This is a genomic window from Pseudomonas sp. Colony2 (genome assembly GCF_019382755.1).
GTDB lineage: Bacteria > Pseudomonadota > Gammaproteobacteria > Pseudomonadales > Pseudomonadaceae > Aquipseudomonas.
The window spans coordinates 1,073,375-1,074,062 of record NZ_CP080030.1 but is presented as its reverse complement, the minus strand read 5'-3'; the positions used below and the strand labels follow the sequence as shown (position 1 = coordinate 1,074,062).

At 54.9% G+C, this 688-nt stretch carries 1 protein-coding gene; it reads left to right on the top strand.

All coding sequences use genetic code 11. The features are described from left to right. Nucleotides 1–79: 79 nt before the first annotated feature. The coding region (locus tag JV201_RS29565) for a helix-turn-helix domain-containing protein (RefSeq protein ID WP_374707360.1) at nt 80–688 on the top strand (609 nt) is incomplete at its 3' end.

Sequence of the window (688 nt, the reverse complement as noted above, 5' to 3'; positions counted from 1 at the left end):
CGGACCGGACACATGGTTGACGGGTGTACGGGGACATGGTTGACACTTTTCGGCGAGCTAACTACGCCGGAAAACCATCATGCCCTGGAATACGAGAGACGCCATGAGCCTGAAAAAAGAGTTCGTTGCCTTAGCCCGGCAACCCGGCAGCAATAAACGAGAACTGTGTCGACGGTTCGGTATCAGTCCCCAAACCGCGTACAAGTGGCTCGGTCGCTACGAAGAACAAGGCCAGCAAGGTCTGCTGGAGAAATCCCGCAGGCCAGCCACTAGCCCAAAACTTACCGAGCCCGCGCTGGAGACTGAAGTCTTGGCAATTAGGCGGGAGCATCCAGCCTGGGGCGGCCGCACGATCAGCAATCTGTTAGATAAGCGTATCGCTCCTAGCACTGTCACCAATGTCTTACATCGCCATGGTTTGGTTCAAACGGTCCCGAAAGAGTTACAGGCAGCAAGGTTGAGGTTTGAACACGACGCGCCCAATGATCTTTGGCAGATGGATTTCAAAGGGCATTTCCCAACGCAACAAGGCCGATGCCATCCGCTAACTGTTTTGGACGACCATTCTCGTTTCAACTTGGCAATCAAAGCCTGTGCCAACGAGCGCACAGCCACGGTACAGGAGCAGTTGATCGCGGTTTTTCGGCGCTACGGTTTACCAGCTCGCATCAACGTCGATAACGGGCCC